Raw genomic sequence first — 24,769 nt, 5'->3', positions numbered from 1 at the left:
GCGTCCCTCAACGAAGAGGCTCGCACTTCCCGATCGAACGGGACTTGGACAAAGGCGTCCTCGCTGGGTAACCGGCGGGACGCCTTTTTTGTTTTCCGTGATTTTTCCGTGACGCGGAGCCCTGACATGAAAAAGCTCAAGCTCGTCCTGATCGGCAACGGCATGGCCGGTGTGCGCACCCTGGAAGAACTGCTGAAGATCGCGCCCGACCTCTACGACATCACCGTCTTCGGCGCCGAACCGCACCCCAACTACAACCGCATCCTGCTCTCCCCGGTCCTGGCCGGCGAGCAGGCCTTCGAGGACATCGTTCTCAACGACCTCAACTGGTACAGCGAGAACGGCATCCGCCTGCTGCTCAACCGCAAGGTCACCCGTATCGACCGCCATCGCCGCAAGGTCTACGCCGAAGACGGCAGCGAAGCCGAGTACGACCGCCTGCTGATCGCCACCGGCTCCAATCCCTTCATCCTGCCGGTGCCCGGCAGCCGCCTGCAGGGCGTGATCGGCTACCGCGACATCGCCGACACCCAGACCATGATCGACACCGCCGGCACCCACAGCCATGCGGTGGTCATCGGCGGCGGCCTGCTCGGCCTGGAAGCCGCCAACGGCCTGAAGCAGCGCGGCATGGACGTTACTGTGGTGCACCTCTCCGACTGGCTGCTGGAGCGTCAGCTCGACCGCACCGCCGGCAAGCTGCTGCAGGGCGCGCTGGAGTCGCGCGGCATCCACTTCCGCCTGAACACCCACACCGAGGAACTGATCGACGACGGCAGCGGTCGTGTCTGCGCTGTGCGCTTCAAGGACGGCGAGGTGATTGCTGCCGACCTGGTGGTAATGGCCGCCGGCATCCGTCCCAACACGGAGCTCGCGGAGAAAACCGGCCTGCCCTGCAACCGCGGCATCCTGGTCAACGACACCCTGCAGACCTATGACCCGCGCATCTACGCCCTGGGCGAATGCGCCAGCCACCGCGGCATCGCCTACGGCCTGGTGGCGCCGCTGTTCGAGCAGGCCAAGGTCTGCGCCAACCACCTGGCGATGCTCGGCTTCGCCCGCTACCAGGGCTCGGTCACCTCCACCAAGCTCAAGGTCACCGGCATCGACCTGTTCTCCGCCGGCGAATTCATGGGCGGCGAAGGCACCGAGACCATCACCCTCTCCGACCCCATCGGCGGCGTGTACAAGAAGCTGGTGATCAAGGATGACGTACTGGTCGGCGCCTGCCTCTACGGCGACACCGCCGACGGCGGCTGGTACTTCCGGCAGATCCGCGAGAACCACAACGTCGCCCAGATCCGCGATCACCTGATGTTCGGCGAGAGCAGCCTTGGCGACGTCGGCCACCAGGGCCAGAGCAGCGCGGCCGGCATGCCCGACGGCGCGGAAGTCTGCGGCTGCAACGGCGTGTGCAAGGGCACCATCGTCAAGGCGATCCAGGAGAACGGCCTGTTCAGCGTGGACGAGGTGAAGAAGCACACCAAGGCCGCCAGTTCCTGCGGCTCCTGCGCAGGCCTGGTCGAGCAGATCCTCATCAGCACCGTCGGCGGCGCGGCGGACGTTAAGCCCAAGAGCGAGAAGGCCATCTGCGGCTGCAGCGACCTCAACCACGGCCAGGTGCGCCAGGCGATTCGCGAACATCACCTGATTTCGCTGAGCTCCGCGATGCGCTTCATGGACTGGCGCACCCCGGACGGCTGCGCCACCTGCCGCCCGGCGCTGAACTACTACCTGATCTCCACCTGGCCGGGCGAGGCCAAGGACGACCCGCAGTCGCGCCTGATCAACGAACGCGCCCACGCCAACATTCAGAAGGACGGCACCTACTCCGTGGTGCCGCGCATGTGGGGCGGCGTCACCAACGCCGCCGAACTGCGGCGCATCGCCGACGTGGCGGACAAGTACCAGGTGCCCATGGTGAAAGTCACCGGCGGCCAGCGCATCGACCTGCTGGGGATCAGGAAGGACGACCTTCCGGCGATCTGGAAGGAACTGGACATGCCCTCCGGCCACGCCTACGGCAAGTCCATCCGTACCGTGAAGACCTGCGTGGGCAGCGAGTTCTGCCGCTTCGGCACGCAGAATTCGACGCAGCTGGGCATCGACCTGGAGCACGACCTGTTCAACATGTGGTCGCCGCACAAGGTCAAGCTGGCGGTCTCCGGCTGCCCACGCAACTGCGCCGAGGCCGGCATCAAGGACATCGGCATCATCGGCGTGGACTCGGGCTGGGAGCTGTACATCGGCGGCAACGGCGGGATCAAGACCGAGGTCGCGGAGTTCTTCGTCAAGCTCAAGACCGCTGACGAGGTACGCGAGTACAGCGGCGCCTTCCTCCAGCTCTACCGCGAAGAAGCCTTCTACCTCGAGCGCACCGTGCACTACCTGCAACGGGTCGGCATGGAGCACATCAAAAAGGCCGTGCTGGAAGATGCGGACAACCGCCAGGCACTGAACACGCGCCTGCAGTTCTCGCTGTCGCTGGAACAGGACCCGTGGCAGGAGCGCATCGCCCAGCAGCCGCTGAAGAAGGAGTTCGAACGGATACCGCTCAAGCAGCTGGAAACCGCCTGACTGTCCGCCGGGCCCCGCCTTCGGGGCCTTCCCACCCGATTGCCGGAGACACTCCATGAACTGGTTCGACATCTGCGCCCTGGACGACATCAACCCACTGGGCTCGCGCGTCATCGCCGGGCCCCAGGGCGACATCGCGATCTTCCGCACTTCCGATGACCAGGTCTTCGCCCTCGACGACCGCTGCCCGCACAAGGGCGGCCCGCTGTCCCAGGGCCTGATCTACGGCAAGCGCGTGGCCTGCCCGCTGCACAACTGGCAGATCGAACTGGAGAGCGGCGAAGCCGTCGCGCCCGACCACGGCTGCGCCCACCGCCACGAGACGAAGATCGAGGCCGGCCGCGTGCTGCTGGCACTGCGCACCCCGGTCGCCCATTGCGCCTGAGTCAGCCAGCGAGGCCTGCGCCATGAACCCGAACCGTCGCACCACCGCATCCACCTGCTGCTACTGCGGCGTCGGCTGCGGCGTCCTGATCGAACACGACGACGAGCGCATCCTCGGCGTACAGGGCGACCCGCAGCACCCCGCCAACTTCGGCCGCCTGTGCAGCAAGGGTGCGACCCTGCACCTCACCGGCGATGCGGCCGCCCGCGCGCAGTTCCCGGAGCTGCGCCTGGGCAAGGGCCTGCCGCGCACCCGCACCGGCTGGGACACCGCGCTGGAGCACGCCGCCGGCGTCTTCGCCGAGACCCTCCGCGAGCACGGACCGGATAGCGTGGCCTTCTACGTCTCCGGCCAACTGCTGACCGAGGACTACTACGCCTTCAACAAGCTGGCCCGCGCCCTGGTCGGCACCCACAACATCGACAGCAACTCGCGCCTGTGCATGTCTTCGGCGGTGGTCGGCTACAAGCGCAGCCTGGGCGCCGACGCCCCGCCCTGCAGCTACGAGGACATCGAGCTGGCCGATTGCGTGATGATCGCCGGCAGCAACATGGCCTACGCCCATCCCGTTCTGTTCCGCCGCCTGGAAGACGCCCGCGCGCGGCGCCCGGAGATGAAACTGATCGTCATCGACCCGCGCGTCACCGACACCGCCGAGGCGGCCGACCTGCACCTGGCGATCCTGCCCGGCACCGACGTCGCGCTGTTCCACGGCATCCTGCATATCCTGCTCTGGGAAGGCTGGATCGACCGTGCCTTCATCGATGCTCACACCGAGGGCCTGGATGAACTCAAAGCCCTGGTGCGCGACTACGGCCCGCTGGCCGTGGCGGACATCTGCGGCATCGCCGTGGATGATCTGCAGCGCGCGGCCCAGTGGATCGGCCAGGCGCCTGCCTTCCTCTCGCTCTGGTGCATGGGCCTGAACCAGTCCAGCGCCGGCAGTGCGAAGAACAGCGCGCTGATCAACCTGCACCTGGCTACCGGGCAGATCGGCCGCCCCGGCGCCGGCCCCTTCTCCCTTACCGGCCAGCCCAACGCCATGGGCGGCCGCGAGACCGGCAGCTTGTCCAACCTGCTGCCCGGCCACCGCGAGGCCGGCAACGCCGAGCATCGTGCGGAGGTCGCCACCTACTGGGGCGTCGAACGGCTGCCGGAGAATCCCGGCCTGAGCGCCATCGAACTGTTCGATGCGGTACGCGACGGGCGCATCAAGGCCCTGTGGATCGCCTGCACCAACCCGGCCCAATCCCTGCCGGATCAGACCCGCGTGCGCGAAGCCCTGGCTGCGTGCCCCTTCGTCATCGTCCAGGAGGCCTTCACCACCAGCGAGACCTGCCAGTACGCCGACCTGCTGCTGCCAGCCGCCAGCTGGGGCGAGAAGGAAGGCACGGTGACCAACTCCGAGCGCCGCATCAGCCACGTCCGTCCGGCCATCCCGGCGATCGGCGAGGCGCGGGCGGACTGGGACATCGTCTGCGATTTCGCCCGCCGCCTGGAACGGCGTCTGCGTCCCAGACTACCCAGCCTGTTCGATTTCCACTCGCCGGCCGCCCTGTTCGACGAGTACAAGCGACTGACCCGCGAGCGTGACCTCGACCTCTCCGGCATCGACTATGCGCTGCTGGACGCGCGCGGCCCGCAGCAATGGCCCTTCGCCGCCGGCGCGGCGCGCAGCACCGCGCGCCTGTACGGCGACGGACACTTCCCCACCGCGACGGGGCGGGCCCGGCTGATTGCCGAGCCCTACCGCGCCCCCAAGGAAAAGCGCGACGCGCGCTACCCGCTGATCCTCAACACCGGCCGCCTGCGCGATCAATGGCACGGCATGACCCGTACCGGCACCGCGCCGCAACTGTTTGGCCACGTGGCAGAAGCCATACTCGGCCTGCACCCGGACGAACTGCGCCGCCGGCGCATCAGCGACGGCCAGTTGGTGCGCCTGCGCAGCCGCCGCGGCGAACTGGTGCTGCCGGTGCAGGCCGACGACCGCCTGCGTCCCGGCCAGGCCTTCCTGCCAATGCACTGGGGTGATCGCTTCCTCAAGGGGCTGGGCGTCAATGTCCTCACCCTGCCGGCCGTGGACCCGCTGTCGCATCAACCCGAACTGAAACACGCCACCGTGGAGGTCAGCCGCGTGGAGCTGCCCTGGCAGTTCTTCGCCCTGGTGGAAGGCGAGGTGCAGCAGCGCTTCGACGCCCTGCGCCCATTGTTCGAGGAACTGCGCTACGCCAGCTTCAGCCCCACCGGCCGCGAACGCCCGGCGCTGGTGATCCGCGCCGCGCACGCAGAAGCGCCAAGTGCCGAGTGGCTGGCCCGCATCGACGCCCTGCTCGGCCTCGAAGAGGGCCCGGTCATGGCCTATGACGACCCGCGCCGCACGGTCGGCAAGCGCGTCCGCATCGAACACTCGCGCATCGTCTCGCTGCGCCTGGCCGGCGAAACCGCCGCCCGCGCCTGGCTGCGCGAACTGTGGCAGAAAGGCCGCGCCGATCAGGACCTGCGCCGCTGGCTACTGGCCCCGCTCAGCGCCGCCCCAGGCCAGGCCGGGGCAGCAGCCGACAAGACATTGTGCAACTGTCTGAACGTCAGCCAGAGCCGCATCCAGGCGGGCATCGTCAAGGGCCTCGACCTCGACGGCCTCAAGGATCAACTCCAGTGCGGGACCGCCTGCGGCTCCTGCGTACCGGAGATCAAGCGCCTGCTGGCCCGGCAATCGTTGGCCGTCACGGCCTGAGCAACGCCGCGTAGACGGCAGCCTGAGGAGAACGACATGAGTGGAAAAGTCTGGCTGATCGGCGCCGGCCCCGGCGATCCGGAATTGCTGACCCTGAAGGCCGTGCGAGCGATGGCGCAGGCAGACGTTGTGCTGATCGATGATCTGGTCAATCCCGCCGTGCTGGAGCACTGCCCATCTGCCCGGGTCATTGCCGTCGGCAAGCGCGGCGGCTGCCGCTCCACACCGCAGGAGTTCATTCACCGCCTGATGCTGCGCTACGCCCGCCAGGGCCGCCGCGTGGCGCGCCTGAAAGGCGGCGACCCGTGCATTTTCGGGCGTGGCGGCGAGGAAGCCGAATGGCTGATGGCCCGCGGTGTCGACTGCGAACTGGTCAACGGCATCACCGCAGGCCTTGCGGCCGCCACCCAGTGCGGCATCTCCGTGACCCTGCGCAGCGTCAGCCGGGGCGTCACCCTGGTGACCGCCCATACCCAGGACGACAGCCCTCTGAACTGGCGTGGCCTGACCGAAGGCGGCACCACCCTGGTGGTGTACATGGGCGTGGCGAAGCTTTCGGAAATCCGCGATGGACTGCTCGCTGGCGGCATGGCCGCGGACATGCCGGTGGCGATGATCGAGAACGCCTCCCTGCCCGCCCAGCGCGAATACCGCAGTCGATTGGTCGACCTGCTGGAGGACGCCCAGCGTTTTGCGCTGAAAAGCCCGGCGATTCTGATAATCGGCGACGTGGCCGCCGCAGCGCAGCAGGCGCTGCTGGCCCACTCCGCCTGAGCCGCACTTTTTCGCAGGCAAAGAAAAACCCGGCCTAGGCCGGGTTTTTCGTCAGCTCAGACCAATTACTTGGCTTGGGCTTCTACTTCGGCTTCAACGCGACGGTTGATGGCGCGGCCTTCGGCAGTTGCGTTGTCAGCAACCGGACGGGACTCACCGTAACCAACAGCGTTTACGCGACCGCCTTCAACACCGTACTGGTTGACCAGCACGTCACGAACGGCGTTGGCACGACGCTCGGACAGTTTCTGGTTGTAGGCGTCGGTGCCGACGGAGTCGGTGTGGCCTTCAACGGTGGTGGAGGTGGACGGGTACTGCTTCATGAAGTCAGCCAGGTTTTTGATGTCAGCGTAGCTGTTCTCTTTAACCTTGGACTTGTCGAAGTCGAACTTCACGTCCAGCTGAACGCGAACGACTTCGGCAACAGCCGGGCAGCCGTTGGCGTCAACGGTGACGTTGGCCGGGGTGTTCGGGCACTTGTCGACGTTGTCGCAGACGCCGTCGTTGTCGGAGTCGGAGCAGACTTCAGCAACCGGCTCCGGAGCCGGGGCCGGCTTGGCGCCGCCGCCGAAGTTCATACCAACGCCCAGGCCAGCCATCCACTCGCCCTGGTGACCGTTCACGCGCTGCTCCAGACCGTACTGACCGTCCAGGCTGGCTTTGGCGTAGAAGTTGTCGGTGAAGTAGTACTTCAGACCGGTACCGATCATGGCCATGGTCAGGTTCTGACGGCCGCCATTGTCGGAGTTGATGTTGGTCAGGCTCTGGTGGCCGATACCTGCCGAAACGTACGGACGCAGGTTGCCAGCACCCGGAGTGCCGAAGTGGTAGATGGCGTCCAGAGTGCTCAGGTTGCCGTGGACCTTCTTGTTGCCGGTCTCGTAGGTACCACGAACGTCGTGGTACTCACCGTAGGACAGAGCCAGCTCGACGTCGTCGGTCAGGAAGTAACCAACGGAACCGCCGTACAGGTCCGCATTCTTCATGTTACGAACGCTGTCGGTGAAGTAGCGCTTGCCGAAAGCTTCGACTTCGACGGCGCCTTCGCCTTGGGCGAACGCGTTGATAGCGGAGGTGGCGATCAGCGAGCCAACTACGACGCCTAAGGTGTTCTTCAGTTTCATCCGTTAAATCCCCATCTTGGTGGTCAATAAGTTGTCCTAACCATAGGCCGTACAACTTGGGTGGCAAGTTTATCAGAACTCGCCAAACAGAGAGACAATATTTCCCGGACTAAGATTCCGTCACATTCGAAAACTTTTCTCTCATTCGATCGAGTGCACGTTTGTAGCGCATTTTCGTGGCGCTGAGTCCCATGTGCATGATATCGGCGATCTCCTGGAATTCCAGTTCCGCGACAAATCGAAGGACCAGGATCTCCCGGTCGATGGGATTGACATGAACTAGCCAGCGGTCCAGCCCACCCCGTTCTTCGATCTTCGGAGCCTTCTCCTCGGAAGCCTCCTCGACGGGATCCAGACTCAGCGCATCGAGCAATCTGCGTTTGCGCCGTTCCTTCCGATACTGGGTAATGCACTCGTTGTAAGTGATGCTGTACAGCCAGGTCTTGAACTTCGATTTCCCCTCGAAGTTCTTCAGACCATACAGCACCTTGAGCATGACCTCTTGACACACATCATCGGCGTCCCGGTCGTTGCCCAGGTAGCGCGCGCAGACGTTGAAGAGGGTGCGCTGGTAGCGGCGCATCAGCTCTTCGTAGGCCCGCGTCACGTGGTATAGCTCCTCGTGAGAACGCTCCACCAGCTCCTCGTCGGTGAGCTGGCGCGGGTCATAGCGCAAGGACAGTGATTGCGGCTTGTTCAAGTCGGGTCGGGCCAGGTCAAGTCAGCGTCCGGCGCGGCTTCGGGCAAGCCGTACCGGCAATCGGTCATCATCTTCAGCGACTGGTTACACGCTGATCGAGCAGGATGCGGTTGGCGATCGACACCAGCTCACCCTCGTCTGTCAGCAGGATAGTCTTGATGGTACCAATTTCCTCGATGATGCCTTCGACATCCGCCACTTTCACCTGTTGTCCGACCTGATACAGCTCCCGCACGTAGATTCCCGCAATGATCTGCCCCGCCACCTCGCGGCTGCCCAGGCCCAGCGCCAGCGCGGCAGCCAGACCGATGGTGATCAGCACGATGGCGATGATGTAGTTGAGCAGGTCGGTCTTCACCTCGAGCTGGCCGATGGCGACCGAGATACTGATGATGATGACCAGCCACTGGGCGACGCGGCCCAGGCCGTTGGAGTACTCCAGGCCGACGCCATCGGCGGCGCCGCGCACCAGGCTGTTGGCCAGCTGGGCCAGCAGGATGCCGACGATCAGCACCAGCGCCGCACCGAACACCTTGGGCAGGTACAGCGCGAGCATGTCCAGGGTCGCCGAGACACGCTGCAGACCTAAGGACTCCGCGGCGGAGACGAGGAACACCAGCAGCACGAACCAGTAGACGATCTTGCCGACCAGGGTCGAGACGGGCACCTGGATGCCGGCGCGCGACAGCAGCTTGGTCAGGCCGGTGCCGGCCATCAGGCGGTCGAGGCCGACCTTGGCGAGCAGCTTGGAGAGCAGCGCGTCGAGCAGTTTGGCCACGACGAAGCCGAGCAGCACGATCACCAGCGCGGCGAGCAGGTTCGGAATGAACCCGGCCAGCTTGCCCCACAGGGTGTTCATGGCGGTGAGCAGGCTTTGCGTCCAGATGTCGAATTGCATGTTCAGTCGGCCTTGTCAGCGGAAGGGGCGGAATTCTGCGCGTGACGCGAGACGGGTGCAAGGTGTGCGGCGCCACGGCTCACGCCAATGGACAGAGCCTGGAACCAATGGCCCATCAGGCTGAACAGATCGCCCGCGCCCACCTGGCGGTTGGCGGTCTTGAGGACGCGGTCCAGCCGCGAATCGTCGCCGGGCTGTTCCGGGGGCATTCGCAGCAGATCGCGCAGGGATTCTTCAAATGGGTCGTGCATGCGCACCTCGCCTGTGTGAGGTGCTTGACGCCCCCACCACCTCAAAAGTCACACCTAGAGCCAACGCAGGCGGCGGAAGATCCACCACTGAAACCCCACCACACCAAGGATTACCGCGCACGCCACGGCGAATCCGTAAGGCGCGCTGGCGCCGGGAATGCCGCCCACGTTGATGCCCAGCAGCCCGGTCACGAAGCTGATGGGCAGGAAAAAGCCGGTGATGATACCAAGCAGATACATGGTGCGGTTCATCCGCTCGGTAATTCGACGATGTTCGGCCTCCTGGATCAGGCTGATGCGCTCGCGCACCAGCTCCAGCTCCTCCAGGTTGCGGGTCAGGCGGTTGTACAGTTCGTTCCAGTAATCGGCGTCGTCGACCACTGTCCAGGACGCCTTGTACTTGACCATCTGCGAGTAGATGTCCCGCTGCGGCGCCAGGTAGCGACGCAGACCTGCGGCACGTCGTCGCAGGGTGCGCAACTGGTGCTGGTCGGGGATGCTGCGCTCATCTTCCTCGATGGACTCTTCCATGCTGTCGAGCTGGTCGGCCAGCCCGCCGATCAGCGTGTCGACGCGGTCGGTGAGGTAATGGGCGAGGTACAGCACCACCTCCGACGCGGTTTTCGGGCCGGTGCCGGCATCCAGGTCGGCGCGCAGGTCAGCCACGGCCTTGAGCGGGCGCAGGCGCAGGGAGATGACCCGCTGCGCCTCGGCGTAGACGCGCAGCGAGACCATGTCTTCCGGCACCGCGCCGGGGTTGAGGTTGACCCCGCGCAGGAACAGCAGCAGACGTTCGCCACCCAGGTCCACCAGGCGCGGACGGGTCGCCTCTTCCAGCAGCAGGTCGCAGGCGAACTGGTTGAGGCCGCTGGACTCGCGCAGCCAGCTTTGCGCCTCGGGCACACCGCGGTCCCAGTGCACCCAAAGGCTTTCCTCGGGCTTGAGGTCCAGCAGCGGCAGTTCGCTGCGGGTGATTCGCCGGCCGCCACCGTGACCGTCCAGCACGAAGCCGTCGATCAAACCCCGTTCGGTGCCGCTCTCGTACTGCTGCATGCCCTGTTCCTTCATTGGAGGTCGCGTATCGCGAGACCCATGAAAAATGCCGGAAGCTTTCGCTTCCGGCATTGACCGAACTACGCTGTGAAGGTTCGGATTATTCCGGCATTTTCAATGCCTTAGGCGACACGATGATGCCGTTGTTGTCGGCATAGACGAACTCGCCCGGGCGGAAGGTGATGCCGCCGAAGGTCACTGCCACGTTCAGGTCGCCAATGCCGCGCTTGTCGGTCTTCATCGGGTGGCTGGCCAGCGCCTGCACGCCCAGGTCGGTCTGCGCGATGACGTCGACGTCACGGATGCAGCCGTACACCACGATGCCTTCCCAACCGTTCTTGGCGGCCTTCTCGGCGAGCATATCGCCCAGCAGCGCGCGGCGCAGCGAGCCACCGCCATCCACCACCAGCACCTTGCCCTTGCCGTCCTTCTCGACCTGCTCCTTGACCACGGAGTTGTCTTCGAAGCACTTGATGGTGACGATTTCGCCACCGAAGGAGTCCCGCCCGCCGAAGTTGCTGAACATCGGCTCGACGACCTGGACCAGCTCCGGGTAGGCATCGCACAGATCGGGGGTGACGTAATGCATGGAGACGCTCCTCTTGATGAAATCCGCCGGGGTTTCGGGCCTGGATGTGACCGGAAGCCGCAATGGCGTCACAGTCTACTCCCTGCCACGCCAAGCTCAAGCCTGCGCCAGAGCGCCCTGCCCCTCCGGCAATTCCCCGTGTTCGAGCCAGTAGTGCAGCAGCGGCCAGACTTCCCGCTGGGCGTTTTTGCTGATGAGCATCTCGACGTGGCCGAAATCCTCGGAGAAACCGTGGCGCCGTCCCAGGCGCAGGAATTGCCGCACCTGCGAACCGAATTGTTCCAGGAGCTTGCGGCACGCCCAGGCCGGGTCCTGGAGGTCGCCATCGGAGCCGATGGCCAGCACCGGCAGGGTTGCCTTCTGCAGCCCGCCCCACCAGTCGTTGTCCTTTTCGCCGAAGCGGCCGAACAGGCTGTACCAGTGCAGCGCCTCGAGGGCCAGCCCCAGGGGTTCGTCCTCCGGGCCGCGCTTGAGCCGGGTGCCCGACAATCCGCCCATGCGCTTGAGCAGGAAGCGCCCGCTCCAGGCCACCGGCGGCAGCTTCAGCGGCCAGTAGGTGCGGCTCACCTGGCTACCGCACAGCACCGCGCTGGCCGCCTGCCGCTCGTCCAGGTAGCCACCGCCCAGTGCCGCCGCCAGGGTGACGCCCCCCAGGGAATGGCCGATCCAGTGGGGCGCCTGGCCGTTCTGCTCGACCACAAAGCTGCCGATGGCGGGCAGGTCGAAGCGCGCGTAGTCCGCCACGCGGTTGCGATCGTAACCTTCGTTGCGCGGCGACAAGCCATGGCCGCGCATCTCGGCAATCCATACGTCGTAGCCTGCGCGCGCCAGATAAGCCCCCAACCCGATTCCCTTGGGTGAGAACCAGAAACGGCGATTGGAGAAGCTGCCGTGCAACAGGATCACCGGCACGCCACGGCGCTCGTCCGCACGACCAAGACGAGTGACCGCCAGCTCGACGCTGGAGTCCGGGCTGTTATTGGGCTTGAGCAGGTAGACGTCCTCGGTGAGGTCGCCCCGCAGTTCGGCGCTCATCAGCGCGACAGGGAAAAGTTGACTGCTGCTTTGCATGGAATCGCTTGCATAAAAAAGGGCGGGTGAAATCACCCGCCCTTTTCAGGATGGTAAAGGAGACGTCAGGACTGGCCTTCCGCGAGGAAGAACCAGGTGTCGAGGACCGAGTCGGGGTTCAGCGACACGCTCTCGATGCCCTGCTCCATCAGCCACTTGGCGAGGTCCGGGTGGTCCGACGGGCCCTGGCCGCAGATGCCGATGTACTTGCCGGCACGGTTGCACGCCTGGATGGCATTGGACAGCAGCTTCTTCACCGCCGGGTTACGCTCGTCGAACAGGTGCGCGACGATGCCCGAGTCGCGGTCCAGGCCCAGGGTCAGCTGGGTCAGGTCGTTGGAGCCGATGGAGAAGCCGTCGAAGAACTCGAGGAACTCGTCGGCCAGCAGGGCGTTGGACGGCAGCTCGCACATCATGATGACGCGCAGGCCGTTCTCGCCGCGCTTGAGGCCATTGGTGGCCAGCAGGTCGACGACCTGGGAGGCTTCGCCCAGGGTACGCACGAACGGCACCATCAGCTCGACGTTGGTCAGGCCCATCTCGTTGCGGACTTTCTTCATCGCGCGGCATTCGAGCTCGAAGCAGTCGCGGAAGGATTCACTGATGTAGCGCGAGGCGCCACGGAAGCCGAGCATCGGGTTCTCTTCTTCCGGCTCGTAGAGCTTGCCGCCGATCAGGTTGGCGTATTCGTTGGACTTGAAGTCCGACAGACGCACGATGACCTTCTTCGGCCAGAACGCCGCGGCCAGGGTGCTGACGCCCTCGACCAGCTTCTCGACGTAGAAGCCCACCGGATCGTCGTAGCCGGCGATGCGCTTCTCGACGCTTTCCTTGATGTCCGCCGGCAGGCCGGCGAAATTCAGCAATGCCTTGGGGTGCACGCCGATCATGCGGTTGATGATGAATTCCAGGCGGGCCAGGCCCACACCTTCGTTCGGCAGTTGCGCGAAGTCGAAGGCGCGGTCGGGGTTGCCGACGTTCATCATGATCTTGAACGGCAGCTCGGGCATGGCGTCGACCGAGTTCTGGCGCACGTCGAAGCCCAGTTCGCCTTCGTAGATCAGGCCGGTGTCGCCCTCGGCGCAGGACACGGTCACGCGCTGGCCGTCCTTCAGTGCCGCAGTGGCATTGCCACAGCCGACGACCGCCGGGATGCCCAGTTCACGGGCGATGATCGCCGCGTGGCAGGTACGCCCGCCGCGGTTGGTGACGATGGCGCTGGCGCGCTTCATCACCGGCTCCCAGTCCGGGTCGGTCATGTCGGAGACCAGCACGTCGCCCGGCTGGACCTTGTCCATCTCGGAAACGTCGTGGATCACCTTCACCGGGCCGGCACCGATGCGCTGGCCGATGGCGCGGCCTTCGACCAGCACCTTGCCTTTTTCCTTGAGCAGGTAGCGTTCCATCACGTTGGCGCTGGAACGGCTCTTCACGGTTTCCGGGCGCGCCTGCACGATGTACAGCTTGCCGTCGTCACCGTCCTTGGCCCACTCGATGTCCATCGGACGCTGGTAGTGCTTCTCGATGATCAGGGCCTGCTTGGCCAGCTCGGTCACTTCGGCGTCGGTCAGGGCGAAGCGGGCGCGATCGGCCTTGTCCACGTCGACCACCTTGACCGATTTGCCGGCCTTGGCTTCGTCGCCGTAGATCATCTTGATGGCCTTGCTGCCCAGGTTGCGACGCAGGATCGCCGGGCGGCCGGCTTCCAGGGTCGGCTTGTGGACGTAGAACTCGTCGGGGTTCACCGCGCCCTGCACCACGGTCTCGCCGAGGCCGTAGGCGCCGGTGATGAATACCACGTCACGGAAACCGGATTCGGTGTCCAGGGTGAACATCACGCCGGCGGTGCCGGTTTCCGAGCGGACCATGCGCTGCACGCCGGCGGACAGGGCGACCAGCTTGTGGTCGAAGCCCTGGTGCACGCGGTAGGCGATGGCACGGTCGTTGAAGAGGGAGGCGAAGACTTCCTTGGCCGCGCGGATCACGTTGTCCACGCCGCGGATGTTCAGGAAGGTTTCCTGCTGGCCGGCGAATGACGCGTCCGGCAGGTCTTCGGCGGTGGCGGAGGAACGCACGGCGACGGCCATGTTGTCGTTGCCGCCGGCCATATCGGCGAAGGCTTTGCGAATCTCGGCATCCAGGCGCTCGGGGAATTCGGCTTCCATCACCCATTGGCGGATCTGCGCGCCGGTCTTGGCCAGGGCGTTGACGTCGTCCACGTCCAGGGCGTCGAGGGCCGCGTGGATGCGATCGTTCAGGCCGCTCTGCTCGAGGAAGTCACGGTAGGCCTGGGCGGTAGTGGCGAAGCCACCCGGTACGGAAACGCCGGCACCGGCGAGGTTGCTGATCATTTCGCCCAGGGATGCGTTCTTGCCCCCCACATGTTCGACATCGTGGACGCCGAGCTTATCGAGGGAAACTACGTACTCTACCAAGGTGATCTCTCCACTAAGTGTTGGAAAAGGTCATACAAGTCGGAGCGGCCCCACCCTTCTGGCCGGGGCCGGAAAAATGGGTGAGAATGCCCCGGCAAAGGGCCTTGCAAATGTGGGGCCTATCATAACCAGGATTCGATCCTACCTATAAGGCCCGCAGCGCACATGAAACGAACTGCATTCTTCATTTCCGACGGCACCGGCATCACTGCCGAAACCCTCGGCCAGAGCCTGCTGGCGCAGTTCGAGAACATCAACTTCACCAAACTGACGCGACCTTACATCGATACCGAGGAAAAGGCGCGCGTCATGGTACAGCAAATCAACCGGGCTGCGGAGGCGGACGGGGCGAGACCGATCATCTTCGACACCATCGTCAATCGCGAGATCCGCTCCGTCCTGGCGCAATCCAACGGTTTCATGATTGACATCTTCTCGACGTTTTTGTCCCCACTGGAACAAGAATTATCCTCAGACTCATCGTATTCCGTCGGAAAATCCCACAGCATCGGCCATAACCCGCACTACATGGAGCGGATCGATGCGGTGAACTTCGCCCTCGACAACGACGACGGCGCCCGCACCCACTACTACGACAAGGCCGACCTGATTCTGGTCGGCGTCTCGCGCTGCGGCAAAACGCCCACCTGCCTTTATATGGCCCTGCAATACGGCATCCGCGCGGCGAACTACCCGCTGACCGAAGAGGACATGGAGCGCCTGCAGCTGCCCAACGCGCTCAAGCCCTACAAGCACAAGCTGTTCGGCCTGACCATCGACCCGGACCGGCTCACCGCCATCCGCCACGAGCGCAAGCCCAACAGCCGCTACGCCAGCTTCGCCCAGTGCGAATTCGAAGTCCGCGAGGTGGAAAACCTGTTCCGCCGCGAGAACATCGCCTACATCAACTCCACGCATTTCTCGGTGGAAGAGATCTCCGCCAAGATCCTCGTCGAGAAGGGCGTCGAGCGCCGGCTGAAATAACGGCTCTCGCCGCACGAACCCTCCCAAGCGACGGCCGGTATCACCGGCCGTTCGACTTTCTGCAGCCTTTCAATCGGGCGCCTATCATTCCCTGAACCCGCGTTTTACCCGTGGCAGTTTTCACGGATCGGGCATTCCCCGGCACAGGAGAGCGCCATGCGAGAATGTCAGTACCTGATTCTGATTGCCCTGTTGGCGCTGGCCGGCTGCGACGCGGGCGACAAGCCCGCCGCCAAGACCGCCGCTGCCGCCACCCCGCCAGCCAGCCCGCCTGCCGCGGCTGCTCCCGCGCCACCTGCGCCGCCTGCTCCCCCGCCCGCCGCCCCTGCCGCCCCGGCTACGCCAGCAGCGGCGCCGGCCGCGCCGTCCCAGGCGGTCTTCAGCGTCGAGGAGCTGGACCAGATGCTCGCGCCGCTGGCGCTCTATCCGGATTCGCTGCTGGCGCAGGTGCTGATGGCGACCACCTACCCCGGCAACGTCGCCGATGCGGCGGCCTGGTCGAAGGCCCATCCCAAGGCGGAGGGTGACGACGCGGTGAAACAGGTCGCCAACCAGCCGTGGGACCCGAGCGTGCAATCGCTGGTGGCGTTCCCGCTGGTGCTGGCCACGCTGGGGCAGGACCCGGCGTGGGTGCAGCGCGTCGGCGATGCCTTCCTCGCCCAGCCCGAGGCGGTGATGGATTCCATCCAGCGCTTGCGCCGCCAGGCACAGGCCGCCGGCAACCTGAAATCCAACGAACAGCAGACCGTCACCATCAAACCGGCTGCGCCGCCGGCACCACCGGCGCCCGGCGGCGACACCGTGGTGGTGCAGCAACCGGCGCCCGCGCAGACCATCATCATCGAGCCCACCGATCCGCAGGTGGTCTACGTGCCCAGCTACAACCCGACGCAGGTCTACGGCTCCTGGCCGTACCCGGCCAGCCCGCCGGTGTACTACCCGCCGCCACCGGAATACCCCGTGGCCACCGCGCTGGCCACCGGCCTGGCGTTTGGCGCCGGCATCGCCATCGTCGGCTCGCTGTGGGGCGACTGCGACTGGGACGACCACGAGATCGACGTCGACGTGGAGCACCACAACAGCTTCAACAGCAATCGCAACGTCAACACCAACCGCGAGTTCAACAGCAACCGCAACGTCAACCGGACCAAGTGGCAGCACGATCCGACCTATCGCAACGGCGTGCCCTACCGCGACGCCGCCAGCCGCGAGCAGTACAACCGCCGACTGGCCGGCAGCGAACAGCGCGAAGCGATGCGCGGCTTCGACTCGACGCGCGCGCAGGAGCGCGCGAAAGCCCGGGAAAGCCTGACCCAACGCGGCATCGCCCCGCCCGCGGCCAACAACGCCCAGGCCCGCGAGCGCGCCCAGGCCGCCACCCGTGACCTGCGCGACAACCCGCAAGCCCAGCAGCGCCTGCAGCAAGGCAATCGCGAGGCGCGCGACACCGCCCAGGCCCGTGAACGCGCCCAGGCCGCCACCCGCGAACTGAACCGCACGCCGGAAAACCGCCAGCGCGCCCAGAACCAGCTGCAGAACCGCAACCAGTCGCAGCAACGGCCCCGCGCGCAGAACAACCAGCAGATCCGCGAGCAGGCCCGCCAGCAGCACGCGCGCTCCCAGGCGCCGCGCAACAACGCCTTCGCCGGTGCGAACAACCCGCGGCAGTCCCGCGAAGTCGCCAACCGGGGCCAAGTCAGCCGCGCCGCCGCCAGCCGTCCGCAGGCAGCGCGCGCCGGCCATACCGTACAACGTCCTGCCCGCGCGCCCTCCGGCGGCGGCCGGCGCCGCTAGGAGACGACCCATGCCTACCGCATCGCGCCTGCTGGCGCTCGCCCTCCTGGCCGCCCTGCCCGGCAGCCTGCTGGCACAGGACAGCTTCCCTACCCCCGACGCAGCCGCCGAGGCCTTCGTTGCCGCGCTGGGTAATCAAAAGGCCGACCCCGAGCGCCTCGCCGCGCTGCTGGGCAAGGACTGGCAAAGCTACATTCCCACCGCCGGGATCGACCGCGACGAGGTGGACGCCTTCCTCGCGCACTACAAGGCCAAGCACCAGATCCAGCAGGACAACCCGCACCTCGCCCACCTGGTCGTGGGCGACGATCCCTGGGTGCTGCCGCTGCCCATCGTCCATGCGAAGAACGGTTGGGCCTTCAATGCCAAGGCCGGCGGCGAGGAAATCCGCGTCCGCCGCATCGGCCGCAACGAGGAATCGGCCCTGGAAGCCGTGCAGGCCTACCACGACGCGCAGATGGACTTCGCCGAGGTCGACCGCAACGGCGACGGCGTCCTGGAATACGCGCAGAAGTTCGTCAGCAGCGACGGCCAGCATGACGGCCTGTACTGGCCGGAGGAAGACGGCGGCGAGGAAAGCCCCCTGGGCCCGCTGTTCGGCGACGAACTGCCCGGCGACGGCTGGCATGGCTACCACTACCGCATCCTCACGGCCCAGGGCCCATCGGCCCCCGGCGGCGCCTACGACTACCTGATCGGCGGTCGGATGACCCGCGGCTTCGCCCTGATCGCCTGGCCGGTGAAATACGGCGACAGTGGCGTGATGAGCTTCATGATCAGCCACGACGGCGAGATCTTCTCCAAGAACCTCGGCCCCCAAGGCGGCGCAATCGCCCTGAAGATGACCCGCTTCGACCCGGACAGCAGCTGGACGGAGGTCACCCCGCCAGACGCCAAGCCCTGAGCCGCGCACCGTCCGGCCGCCTTGCGGCTGGACGGTTCAGGAAAAGTCCGCCGCGCCGATGGGCATGTGCCGGGTTGTCATGAGCCTGAAACAAATACCCTGCCAACGCGCCAACCGACTGTCGCCAGTGAAAAACCACATGGTAGAATTCGCCGCGCTATTGCCTGGCGTCACCGGGCCACCGGCCAGCAAGCCGGGCGCAGCCACCTGGGGTGACGACCGCGGCGTTTCTTTTCAAGGCTTTGCGGCCACTCACTCATCAAGGCCCATGCGAATCAAGCCCACAGCCCTGCTCCTGTTGCTGAGCATCGTCCTGCTTCCCGGCCTCGGCGCCGCTGCCGGCAAGACGGTCTATGGGCTGAACGAATACGCGCGGATCAACGACCTGAACATCGAACTGGCCGCCAAGCTCGACACCGGCGCCAAGACCGCCTCCCTCAGTGCCCGCGACATCAAGCGCTTCAAGCGCGATGGCGAGACCTGGGTGCGCTTCTACCTGGCCACCGACACCGCCGACAGCCAGCCGATCGAGAAGCCCCTGGCGCGCATCAGCAAGATCAAGCGCCGCCACGGCGACTACGACCCCGACGAAGGCAAGGCCTACACCGCGCGGCCGGTGATCGAGCTGCAGCTGTGCATGGGCAAGGCCCTGCGCACCATCGAAGTGAACCTTACCGACCGTAGCGCCTTCCAATACCCACTTCTGATCGGCTCCGACGCGCTCAAGCGCTTCGGCGCGCTGGTCGACCCGAGCCTGAAATACGCTGCCGGCAAGCCCGGCTGCCAACCCGTAGCGAAACCTGCCGAGTAATCCCATGCGCTCTCTTACCCTGCATCTGAAGGTCCTGATCGCCATCCTGCTGACGCTGGGCGTCGCGATCACCGCCTACCAGATCTTCGTCCTCGGCATTCCCATGACCGAGGCCGAGACCGACGACCTGTGGAACATCGACGCCAAGGTCGAGTTCCTCGCCACGCCGAAGACCCCGGTGAAGGTGCAGATGTTCGTGCCGCCGCTGACCCAGGATTACGTCAGCCTCAACGAGAGCTTCGTCTCCAACAACTACGGCGTGGGCATCAACCGCTCCGAGGGCAACCGCAAGGTCACCTGGTCCTCGCGCCGCGCCACCGGCCAGCAGACCCTCTACTACCGCCTGGTGCTGACCAAGCGCTACGCCGGCGCCAGCGAAAAGGCCAAGGAAAAGGGCCCGATCTTCCGCGACAGCCTGCCCCTGGAAGGCCCGGACAAGATCGCCGCCGAAGCCCTGATCGCGCCGATCCGCCAGCACTCGGCGGACGTCGAGACCTTCGTCAGCGAAGCCATCAAGCGCGCCAACAACCTCAACGACGACAACGTGAAACTGCTGCTGGCCGGCGACACCAGCCTGGACAAGCGCTCCCACGTGGTCGAAACCCTGCTCGCGGTGGCCCACGTGCCGCTGGAGCGCGTGCACACCATCCGCCTGATCGCCAACCAGCCGCAGCAGCCCGAACTCTGGCTGCGCAGCTACAACGGCAAGGAATGGCTGTACTTCAACCCGGAGACCGGCGAGCGCGGCCTGCCCGCCGACCGCCTGATCTGGTGGCTGGGTGACGAAAGCCTGCTGACCATCGAAGGCGGCAAGAAGGCCCAGGTCAGCTTCAGCCTCAACAGCAGCGAGATGAACGCCATCCGCCTGGCCAAGCTGTCGGACGAGAACACCGATGCGGCCTTCCTCGAGTACTCGCTGTACGGCCTGCCGCTGTCCACCCAGCAGACCTTCCAGATCATGATCATGATCCCGTTCGGCGTGCTGGTGATCCTGGTGCTGCGCAACCTGATCGGCCTGCAGACCCTGGGCACCTTCACCCCCGTGCTGATCGCCCTCGCCTTCCGCGAGACCGGCCTGCAATGGGGCATCGGCCTGTTCACCGTGATCACCGCCCTGGGCCTGTCGCTACGCTCGTACCTGGAACACCTGAAGTTGCAGATGCTGCCGCGCCTGTCGGTGGTGCTGACCTTCGTGGTGGTGATGATCGCCGCCATCAGCCTGCTCAGCCACAAGCTCGGTTTCGAGAGCGGCCTGTCCGTCGCCCTGTTCCCGATGGTGATCCTCACCATGAGCATCGAACGCCTGTCGATCACCTGGGAAGAGCGCGGCGCCACCCACGCCATGAAGGCCGCCATCGGCACCCTGTTCGCCGCCGCCCTGGCGCACATCCTGATGCGTGTACCGGAGCTGGTGTACTTCGTGTTCACCTTCCCGGCCGTGCTGCTGATCCTGGTGGCGTTCATGCTGGCGATGGGTCGCTACCGCGGTTACCGCCTGACCGAACTGTTCCGCTTCAAAGCCTTCCTCAAGGACTAAGCCATGTTCGGCCTGATCAAGCGATGGAAAGCCCTGAGTGCCCTCGGCATCATGGGTATCAACCGACGCAACGCGGACTACGTGCTCAAGTACAACCAGCGGCACCTGTACCCGATCGTCGACGACAAGATCATCACCAAGCAGCGCGCCATCGAGGCGGGCATCCACGTACCGGAAATGTACGGGATCATCTCCACCGAGAAGGAGATCGAGCGCCTGCCCGAGATCATCGGCGAGCGCAGCGACTTCGTGATCAAGCCGGCGCAGGGCGCCGGCGGCGACGGCATCCTGGTGATCGCCGACCGCTTCGAGGGCCGCTACAAGACGGTCTCCGGGCGCATCATCAGCCATGAGGAAATCGAGCACCAACTCTCGAGCATCCTCACCGGCCTGTACTCCCTGGGCGGCCACCGCGACCGCGCGCTGATCGAGTACCGGGTGACTCCGGACCAGATCTTCAAGAGCATCAGCTACGAAGGCGTGCCGGACATCCGCATCATCGTGCTGATGGGTTACCCGGTGATGGCGATGCTGCGCCTGCCGACCCGCCAGTCCAACGGCAAGGCCAACCTGCACCAGGGCGCCATCGGCGTGGGTGTGGACCTCGCCACCGGCCTCACCCTGCGCGGCACCTGGCTGAACAACAAGATCAGCAAGCACCCGGACACCACCAACGCGGTGGACGGGGTGCAACTGCCCAACTGGGACGGCTTCATGAAGCTCGCCGCCGGCTGCTACGAGCTGTGCGGCCTGGGCTACATCGGCGTGGACATGGTGCTGGACCAGGACAAGGGCCCGCTGATCCTCGAACTCAACGCCCGCCCCGGCCTGAACATCCAGATCGCCAACGACTGCGGCCTGACCCTGCGCACCCATGCCGTCGAGGCGCATATCGCCGAGCTGGAAGCCAAGGGCGTGAAGGAAACCGTGGAAGAGCGCGTGCGCTTCTCCCAGCAGTTGTTCGGACACGTGCATCCGAAGGAAGTCTGAGACGCCCTGCCCCACGAAAAAGCCCGGCCAATGCCGGGCTTTTTCATGCCCATCGACTTTCACGCACATGAACATGTAGGAGCGGGCCACGCCCGCGACCCGTCGGCAGGGCCGACGCCGGCAGCAGGCACCGTCGTCACCGGCCCCTGTCGCTTCCGCCGCGAGGACATCGCGGACAAGGTCCGCTCCTACGAAAGCCGAGCCCTGGCGCAGACCTGTAGGAGCGGGCCATGCCCGCGATCCGTCGGCAGGGCCGACGCCGGCAGCAGGCAACGTCGTCACCGGACTTTCTCGATTCCGTCGCGGGGATATCGCGGACAAGGTCCGCTCCTACGAAGAGCCGTTCAACGCGGGCGGGGTCAGCGCACCACCGCCAGCTCGAATCCGCCCTGGTCGCCGTGCTCGCGCACCTTCATGCCCGCCTCGTTCACCGCCAGCTCTTCCAGCGGGCGCTTGTAGGGTTTGTTGTCGAGGGTCTGCAGGCTGCGGTCCTCGTCGGTGGTGAGCAGCAGCACGTAGCGCTCGCCCTGGTTGGCGCGCACCGGCACCGTGCCCTCGATGAAAGCGTAGCGGTACCAGGTTTCCGGATTGAGCTTGTACACCGCATCGCTCACCAGGCGGGTCGGGCGCTTCTGCTCGTCGAGGAACAGCAGCGACGGATAGACCACCTGGTGGTTGGCGAAGCTGCGCACGCGCAGGCCGTAGACGCGCTGGGAACTGGGCAGCTTCATGGCCACGAAGTAGCTCTTGCCCATGGGGAAGTCGAAGCTCGGCGAGAACTTGTTCAGTTCCTCGTAGCGCGGTTCCTCGGCGGACAGTTCGGTGAAATCGCCATCGCCCATCTGCTCGCAGCAGCGGCGCTGCAGGTCGACGTAGAGGTCATCCAGGGTCTTGCCACTGCCCTTGAGCAGCGCCTTCATGGCGTCGGTCTGTTCACTCGTGCCGTCGAGCCCGGGCAAGTTGCTCGGGCGCGTCTTCAGGTCGATCTGCCGACCTTCGGTAAAGGCGATCTGGCTGCCGCCCTGCTCGCCCCGGCGGAACATCTCGCCGCGTTGCTCGGCGGTGATCGGCGAGTTGCGCACCTGGCCCTTGTCGTCGACCCAGGTGAAGTACGGGTTGCCGTTTTCGCTGCGGACGAAGCCGCGATCCTCGTAGGACTCGGCGTCGATGTACTCGGAGGAATGATCCCCGTTGGGCAGCACGTAGTCGGCACGGCCCGGCGCCACCTGGCCGGCGGCATAGAAGCTGTTCTGCAGGTTGCCCTGGGCGTCCACCCAGGTGAAGTAGCGGCGCTTGCTCTCCCCTGCCGGCCGGCTGCCGGGCCACTGGGTGGCGCTGAGGTCGATCAGCCGCGCGCGGTCGCTCTGGTCGATGCGCTTGTCGGCCTGACGCTGCTGCTGGGCGTAGTTGGCGTCGACGAAGGTGTTGTGCACCTGTCCGCTGTCGTCGATCCACGACAGGTAACGGCCGCTGGCGGCCTGAGCCGACGCGCCCATGCCGGCGGCGGCACACAAGGAGATCAGGAGGGTCAGCCTGTTCATGTCGATGCCCTCAGAAGGTGGTGCGGTAAGTCATGGCGAACACGTAGGCCTTCACCGTGGTGCTGACGTCGAGGCCGGCATACGGGTTGTACACCAGGTTGTCGATGCCGGTGCAGTTCAGGTTGCAACTGGTGCCGGCCTTGATGTTCTGCTTGGAGACGAAGTAGTTGAAGCCCAGGTCGATCACCGTGTCCTTGTCCCACTGGTAGCCCAGGCCCAGGCCGTAGAGGTCGGCATCACCGATGGGCACCAGGGCGTCGGCCTTGTCCTTGGGAATCGCCGAGGGGCGGTATTCGTAGCCGGCGCGCAGCTGCAGGCGGTCGTTGACGTCGTACTGCACGCCCATGGCGTAGCTCCAGGTGTCCTGGTAGCCGCGGTCGAGGATGATGCTGTGGTCGGTGGCGCCATTGGGCGCGAAGTTCTTGGCGATGCGCAGCAGGTCGAGCTCCTTGTCGAACTCGATTTCCAGCTTGTTCCAGTCGCTGTAGTCGGTCCACTTCAGGTCGAAGTTGAACTGCCAGCGGTCGAACGGGCGCACCTTGATGCCGGTGGAGAAGCTGTCCGGATTGACCATGTTCAGGGTCGCCACGCCGTGCTCTTCCTCGGCGTTGCCGTAGGGGAACAGCGGGCTGAGGAAGGCGCCGAAGATCGAGCTCTGCATGCCGGACCAGAAGCCCTGCCAGTCCTTGGTGTAGTCGACGCGGTACTTGCCCTTGAGGTGCATGCGCGACTCGCTCTGGTAGGTCGCACCCCAGGCGAACCAGTCGTAGGGCTCCCACAGCACGCCCAGGTTGAAGCTCGGCGAGAGGGTCTGCTGCATGTCCAGCTTCAGGTTGGCGAGGGAGTCATAGGGGCCGATGCGGCCGCCGCAGACGTTGAACACCAGCTCGACGATCTCCTGCGCGCCGGGCACGCAGGTGGTGTCGTGCAGGGTCTGCAGCAGGCCGGTGAGCAGGCCGGGGTTGCGGAAGTCGGTGTCCAGCGCCATGGCCTGGTGGGAGAAGCCGATGGACAGGCCGGCCGACAGCGTGTCGTTGATCTCGTAGCCCACCGAGGGCGAGAAGTAGGTGATGCGCTGCAGAGAGACGCGGCGGCCTTCGTAGCGCGCCGGGTCACTGTCGGAGTCGCGCGAATAACCCAGCGCCTGCGGCGCGTAGACGTTGGTGGCGAAGGTGAACTTGGAGCCTGGCGGGTTGATCGACAGCCCGGCCAGGGGCGCCACCAGTAGCGGCATGTCGGTCATGCCGCCCAGGCCCGGCAGGTACATGGTCGGGGTCAGCGTGCGGCTGTTCTGGCCGGCCACCGGGTCGTCGTCCAGGCCGAACGACGAGGAGCCGTAGTCCGGCGGCGCCTTGAAGCCGGCGCGGATGTCCATCACCCCGGTGATCAGCTTGACCGCGGTCTGGCGGCCCTTGAGCTTGGTCAGGGCGGCGGGGTTGTAGTGCACCGCGTCGATGCCGGTGGAGTCAGCCGTGACCGCGTTGGCCATGGCCATGGCCTTGGGGTTGCCGATGGTCAGGTCGTTGGCCAGTTGGGCGTTGGCCAGCGTCGCCCAGCCAAGCCCTACCCCTGCCATCGCCACCGCGAGGGGCGAAATGCGCATAGTCATGTGGT

At 65.6% G+C, this 24,769-nt stretch carries 20 protein-coding genes; 10 read left to right on the top strand and 10 right to left on the bottom strand.

What is annotated here, in order from left to right:
• Positions 1 to 126 precede the first annotated feature (126 nt).
• The 4 genes from nirB to cobA are packed head-to-tail and all read left to right on the top strand — an operon-like array spanning position 127 to position 6,473.
• Positions 127 to 2,577 (top strand): nitrite reductase large subunit NirB, encoded by a 2,451-nt coding sequence (nirB, locus tag N0B71_RS18620; protein ID WP_259754175.1) that lies wholly within the window; start codon positions 127 to 129, stop codon positions 2,575 to 2,577.
• 55 nt (positions 2,578 to 2,632) lie between these two features.
• Positions 2,633 to 2,962 (top strand): nitrite reductase small subunit NirD, encoded by a 330-nt coding sequence (nirD, locus tag N0B71_RS18615; protein WP_259754174.1) that lies wholly within the window; start codon positions 2,633 to 2,635, stop codon positions 2,960 to 2,962.
• Between the two features lie 22 nt (positions 2,963 to 2,984).
• Entirely contained in the window at positions 2,985 to 5,699 is a 2,715-nt protein-coding gene (locus N0B71_RS18610; protein ID WP_259754173.1) for a nitrate reductase, read from the top strand.
• 36 nt (positions 5,700 to 5,735) lie between these two features.
• Positions 5,736 to 6,473, top strand: a complete 738-nt coding sequence (gene cobA, locus N0B71_RS18605; protein ID WP_259754172.1) for a uroporphyrinogen-III C-methyltransferase — start codon at positions 5,736 to 5,738, stop codon at positions 6,471 to 6,473.
• A gap of 65 nt (positions 6,474 to 6,538) precedes the next feature.
• Here cobA and N0B71_RS18600 read toward each other — a convergent pair whose 3' ends face one another.
• The 8 genes from N0B71_RS18600 to ppsA form a co-directional block, all read right to left on the bottom strand.
• The gene (locus N0B71_RS18600) at positions 6,539 to 7,597 is read right to left on the bottom strand and encodes an OmpA family protein (RefSeq protein WP_259754171.1); all 1,059 of its coding nucleotides are present in this window, start codon (positions 7,595 to 7,597) and stop codon (positions 6,539 to 6,541) included.
• Between the two features lie 109 nt (positions 7,598 to 7,706).
• Entirely contained in the window at positions 7,707 to 8,297 is a 591-nt protein-coding gene (gene sigX / locus N0B71_RS18595) for an RNA polymerase sigma factor SigX (protein ID WP_259754170.1), read from the bottom strand.
• A gap of 73 nt (positions 8,298 to 8,370) precedes the next feature.
• Positions 8,371 to 9,195 carry a mechanosensitive ion channel family protein gene (locus tag N0B71_RS18590; RefSeq protein WP_259754169.1) on the bottom strand — a complete coding sequence of 275 codons (825 nt, stop codon included), beginning with the start codon at positions 9,193 to 9,195 and terminating at the stop codon, positions 8,371 to 8,373.
• A 2-nt stretch (positions 9,196 to 9,197) separates the two neighbouring features.
• Complete coding sequence (locus N0B71_RS18585; RefSeq protein ID WP_017516812.1) at positions 9,198 to 9,446, bottom strand: hypothetical protein; 249 nt, start codon at positions 9,444 to 9,446, stop codon at positions 9,198 to 9,200.
• Positions 9,447 to 9,500: 54 nt separating this feature from the next.
• Positions 9,501 to 10,499, bottom strand: a complete 999-nt coding sequence (locus N0B71_RS18580; protein WP_259754168.1) for a zinc transporter ZntB — start codon at positions 10,497 to 10,499, stop codon at positions 9,501 to 9,503.
• 100 nt (positions 10,500 to 10,599) lie between these two features.
• Entirely contained in the window at positions 10,600 to 11,088 is a 489-nt protein-coding gene (gene rraA, locus N0B71_RS18575) for a ribonuclease E activity regulator RraA (RefSeq protein ID WP_259754167.1), read from the bottom strand.
• 96 nt (positions 11,089 to 11,184) lie between these two features.
• Positions 11,185 to 12,159: a lysophospholipase gene (locus N0B71_RS18570; RefSeq protein ID WP_259754165.1), complete on the bottom strand. Its 975-nt coding sequence runs from the start codon at positions 12,157 to 12,159 to the stop codon at positions 11,185 to 11,187.
• A gap of 65 nt (positions 12,160 to 12,224) precedes the next feature.
• Positions 12,225 to 14,594, bottom strand: a complete 2,370-nt coding sequence (gene ppsA, locus N0B71_RS18565) for a phosphoenolpyruvate synthase (protein WP_259754164.1) — start codon at positions 14,592 to 14,594, stop codon at positions 12,225 to 12,227.
• 165 nt (positions 14,595 to 14,759) lie between these two features.
• Here ppsA and ppsR point away from each other — a divergent pair, with 165 nt between their 5' ends.
• The 6 genes from ppsR (at position 14,760) to N0B71_RS18535 (ending at position 21,614) form a co-directional block, all read left to right on the top strand.
• Complete coding sequence (ppsR, locus tag N0B71_RS18560) at positions 14,760 to 15,578, top strand: posphoenolpyruvate synthetase regulatory kinase/phosphorylase PpsR (protein ID WP_017516884.1); 819 nt, start codon at positions 14,760 to 14,762, stop codon at positions 15,576 to 15,578.
• 156 nt (positions 15,579 to 15,734) lie between these two features.
• Complete coding sequence (locus N0B71_RS18555; protein ID WP_259754163.1) at positions 15,735 to 17,372, top strand: DUF3300 domain-containing protein; 1,638 nt, start codon at positions 15,735 to 15,737, stop codon at positions 17,370 to 17,372.
• A gap of 10 nt (positions 17,373 to 17,382) precedes the next feature.
• Positions 17,383 to 18,276, top strand: a complete 894-nt coding sequence (locus tag N0B71_RS18550) for a DUF2950 domain-containing protein (protein ID WP_259754162.1) — start codon at positions 17,383 to 17,385, stop codon at positions 18,274 to 18,276.
• A gap of 268 nt (positions 18,277 to 18,544) precedes the next feature.
• Positions 18,545 to 19,087, top strand: coding sequence for a retropepsin-like aspartic peptidase RloA (gene rloA, locus N0B71_RS18545; RefSeq protein WP_259754161.1), 543 nt, complete (start codon positions 18,545 to 18,547; stop codon positions 19,085 to 19,087).
• Between the two features lie 4 nt (positions 19,088 to 19,091).
• Entirely contained in the window at positions 19,092 to 20,624 is a 1,533-nt protein-coding gene (gene rloB / locus N0B71_RS18540; RefSeq protein WP_259754160.1) for an osmotic stress tolerance membrane protein RloB, read from the top strand.
• Positions 20,625 to 20,627: 3 nt separating this feature from the next.
• Positions 20,628 to 21,614: an alpha-L-glutamate ligase-like protein gene (locus N0B71_RS18535; RefSeq protein WP_259754159.1), complete on the top strand. Its 987-nt coding sequence runs from the start codon at positions 20,628 to 20,630 to the stop codon at positions 21,612 to 21,614.
• Between the two features lie 359 nt (positions 21,615 to 21,973).
• On the opposite strand, the gene N0B71_RS18530 is transcribed toward N0B71_RS18535, so the two are convergent.
• Positions 21,974 to 23,110, bottom strand: coding sequence for a MalM family protein (locus N0B71_RS18530; RefSeq protein ID WP_259759613.1), 1,137 nt, complete (start codon positions 23,108 to 23,110; stop codon positions 21,974 to 21,976).
• Between the two features lie 55 nt (positions 23,111 to 23,165).
• Positions 23,166 to 24,764 carry an outer membrane protein transport protein gene (locus N0B71_RS18525; RefSeq protein WP_259754158.1) on the bottom strand — a complete coding sequence of 533 codons (1,599 nt, stop codon included), beginning with the start codon at positions 24,762 to 24,764 and terminating at the stop codon, positions 23,166 to 23,168.
• Between the last annotated feature and the right edge of the window lie 5 nt (positions 24,765 to 24,769).

Source organism: Pseudomonas sp. GCEP-101 (assembly GCF_025133575.1).
In the GTDB taxonomy this organism is placed as follows: Bacteria; Pseudomonadota; Gammaproteobacteria; order Pseudomonadales; family Pseudomonadaceae; genus Pseudomonas; species Pseudomonas nitroreducens_B.
Note: the sequence above shows the minus strand (reverse complement) of the source record. Positions and strands in the feature narration are given on the sequence as shown.